At 47.2% G+C, this 3503-nt stretch carries 3 protein-coding genes and 1 pseudogene; all 4 read right to left on the reverse strand.

Annotated elements, in window-relative coordinates; genetic code table 11:
• Window positions 1-60: 60 nt before the first annotated feature.
• A complete protein-coding gene (locus tag RYO92_RS11030) occupies window positions 61-984 on the reverse strand; it encodes an MOSC domain-containing protein (RefSeq protein ID WP_183684695.1) in 924 nt (307 codons plus the stop codon).
• A gap of 13 nt (window positions 985-997) precedes the next feature.
• Window positions 998-1984, reverse strand: a complete 987-nt coding sequence (gene moaA, locus RYO92_RS11035; RefSeq protein ID WP_315370410.1) for a GTP 3',8-cyclase MoaA — start codon at window positions 1982-1984, stop codon at window positions 998-1000.
• A 167-nt stretch (window positions 1985-2151) separates the two neighbouring features.
• Window positions 2152-3189 (reverse strand): XdhC/CoxI family protein, encoded by a 1038-nt coding sequence (locus tag RYO92_RS11040; RefSeq protein ID WP_315370411.1) that lies wholly within the window; start codon window positions 3187-3189, stop codon window positions 2152-2154.
• 105 nt (window positions 3190-3294) lie between these two features.
• Window positions 3295-3503: pseudogene (locus RYO92_RS11045) on the reverse strand (molybdopterin-binding protein); the annotation flags it as partial.

Raw genomic sequence — 3503 nt, forward strand, 5'->3', positions numbered from 1 at the left:
AGAATAGCAACGAATCCGGTCTATACTCCTTCTCCGAAAGCTTCAGGAAAAGTAGTGAACTTAGTCTGTATCCGTTCCCCGAAGAATTCCCAAACCATGGAATAAATCCGGGAAGAGATATTCCAGATTCTCCTTACAGGCCTTGGGACTGCCCGGAAGGTTAATGACCAAAGATTTCTTCCGGATGCCTGCAGTTTGACGGCTAAACATAGCTTTCTTGGTGATGGAAAGGCTGTAAGAGCGTAAAGCTTCCGGAATCCCCGGCACTTCTCTTTCACAGACTGCCTTGGTGGCTTCCGGAGTGCAATCCCTTTCGGAAAATCCGGTACCCCCGGTGGTCAGAATCAAAGAAATCTGCCGCTGATCCGCCAGTCTCTTGATTTCTTTCTCCAATTCCGGCCTTCCATCAGGAAGGAGAAGCTGCTCTTCCACTATCATTCCCTGATTTTTCAAAAACTCTGTAATCACGGGACCGGACTGATCCTCATATACCCCTTGAGAGGCTCTGTCCGACAGGGTAATTACCGCTGCGGTAAAGGGTCTGTCCTTTTTTCCGGGGAAGATTTCCACCGGATCTCCCACCCGGATCTTTCCTCCCTTTTTTACCACGGAGAAAATGCCTTCTCTTGGCATAATGCAATCTCCCATACGATGGAAAATGGCGCAGTGGCTGTGGCAGGCCTTTCCAATCTGGCTAAGCTCTAAAACACAGTCCCCTATATGAATTTCACTACCCACCGGATACTTGGACAGATCAAATCCCTCAATCACCAGATTTTCTCCGAAGGCCCCAAAGTCTACCTGAGCCCCCTTCTTTCGAAAATCCTCTATTTTCTCAAAGGACAATAAGCTCACCTGTCTATGCCATTTTCCGGCATGGGCATCCCCCTGAAGGCCGAAGTCCTCTACCAGGAGAGCTTCCTCTACCTCTGATTTTTCTGTTCCCTTTTGCTCGCTCAAGCAAATGGCTAATACTTTTCCCATAATATCCTCTATTCTATCCGCCGATTCTTCCCATTTCCCGCTTTTCCGTCACCTCGGAAAGCTTTTCAAAGCAATGGCTTTCCGGCTTTGCCCAGATACTTTCCTGAATCTTTTCCAATAAAATCTCATCCCTTTGTTCTTCCGAAAATGCCGGATTTCGCAGACACTCCCGGACATCTATACTGTTTCCGAAGCACAGACAGGGCTTAATCTTTCCTGTAGAGGTCAGACGAATGCGGTTGCAATGGGCGCAAAACTTTCCATGCATGGCGGAGATAAATCCTACAGAGCCCTGAAATCCGGGAATTTTATAATACTTTGCCGGGCCGTTTCCATGGGTGGAAATGTCCTTGGTCATCTCCGGATAAATTCTTTTTAATTTTTCCAGTAAAAAGTCATTGCCGATGCCGTCTTGCTCTTTTCCGTAACCAATAGGCATCATTTCGATAAAACGAAGGTCCAAAGGATATTTTTTGCAAAGAGCCAAAAGGGCAAAGATTTCATCCTCATTTACTCCCTTTTGTAAAACGGTGTTCAGCTTCACAGGAATCCCGCTGACTACTGCCTCCTTGATGCCCTGAAGCACCTTGTCCAGGGCATCAAAACCGGTAATCTCATAAAAACGCTCCGGGATCAAGGTATCTAAACTAACATTGATGCCGTCCAAGCCCATTTCCTGAAATCTTGGCAATGCTTCGGAAAGGAGCAATCCGTTGGTGGTAATCGTTACCTGCTCCACCCCGGGAAGAGCCTTTAAGGAAGCCATAAAATCCACAGCCCCTTTTCGTACCAAGGGCTCTCCTCCGGTAACCTTAAAGCGGGTAATGCCGCAGGCTACTGCGGCCTTTGCCACCTGCAAAAGCTCCTCATAAGTCAGCAAGCGATCCATGGGAAGAGGATTCTCCAGCCCATTGGGCATACAATATTGGCAATGCAAATTACAGCGGTCCGTAATGGACATTCGCATATAATTGATTTTTCTTTGGAACTTATCCTGCATCTTCTGCTCTCCTGACCATCTAAGTCTATTTCCATTTCCTCCTAATGAATTATTTCTATATAAATAGACCTGGAGGATCTATCGACTCAGTGTATATCCCTCCTATGGATATCCACACGCCTAATATTCTCTATGAATATCGACTTTTACAATCAAATCCGATACTTCTAATATCTCTCCAAAAGGATCTCCAAGATTCCACCGCAAACCATTCCCTCTTCCGCGGCGGCGTCATCCGTCAAGTCCACGTGATACAGTAGGCCCTCCGGTGCATTTTCCAGAAAAAGCTCTCGGCTTTTCTGAATCACCTCCGCCTCTGCACAGCCTCCTCCTATAGTACCAGTAATCTCTCCCAGGGGATTGATGGACATCTTCGTGCCTACTGAACGGGGAGCGGAGCCTTTTCTTTCGATAATGGTGGCCAACACCAGCTTCTCTTCCTTTTCCACCGCGTCCAGAATCTCCTCACTGTAGCCGATGGTATTTTTTTCGGCGCTCTTCACCCCTACAATCTCTGCCATAATGGAAAGAGCAATTTCCTCTGGACTTTCCGCCCCGATTTTCAGACCAATAGGACTGTGGAGAGAATCCAGAAGCTCCTGCGAAAATCCCTCTTCCAAAAGATTCTTCTTAATCATAGCCACTCTTCTTCTGGAGCCCATCATGCCCATATAGGCCTTGGGCTTTTCCAAAATTCTCCGAAGGCAGATCTGATCATGCACATGACCTCTGGTCAGAATCACAAAGTAACTGTCCCGGTCTCCTTCCAGACTATCCAAGGCCTTGGCAAAGTCCTCACAAATTACCCTGTCTGCCCCTGCCTTTTCCGCTTCCTTGGCAAAAAGAGGTCTATCCTCAATACAAGTCACGGAAAATCCCAGCATTTTTCCAAGACGAATGGTGGCAATGGCCACATGTCCCGCCCCGCAAATGATGAGCTTTTTCTCTGAAGCCAAGGTTTCCGCAAAGAATTTCCCCTCTCCCAGAGAAAAAATCCCTTCTTTACGATTGCCCCAAAAACATTCCTCTCTATCCTTTTCCGAGGCAAAAAAGGGGAATTTCGGGCTGTGGCTTAGGCATTTTCCGGAAGAAAACAAGGCCAATTCCCCAAGGCTTCCTTCCGCTAAGGAGTGAAATAATATATTTTCCTCCGAAGAATTCAGCCCGGCAATCTCTCTGATAATTTCTTTTCTTGCTTTCTCCATCTGCCTAACCCTCTTTCCTGCCATCCCTTGTGTGTGTTTTGTCATTACTTTATTCAGAACTGTACTTCCATTTTACTCTACTGCCTGTTTCGCTTTCCTACAGGCTTAAAGCAAACCGCCCTCACCTAAAGCATCAATCTCTTCTTTTTTCACAATGTCCCCTGCCATGATTCGCGGCAGTACCAGGTCAAAAACCGTGGTGGGGCAAAACATAATGCTGCCGGGAAGTCCCAAAACCGGCACCTTTCCCTTGGCGTAAGCCAGCATAAACATGGAACCGGGCAGTACCGGTGCTCCGTAGCTTACCACCTCTT

The organism is Oribacterium sinus, from assembly GCF_963553175.1.
Taxonomy (GTDB): Bacteria; Bacillota; Clostridia; order Lachnospirales; family Lachnospiraceae; genus Oribacterium; species Oribacterium sinus_B.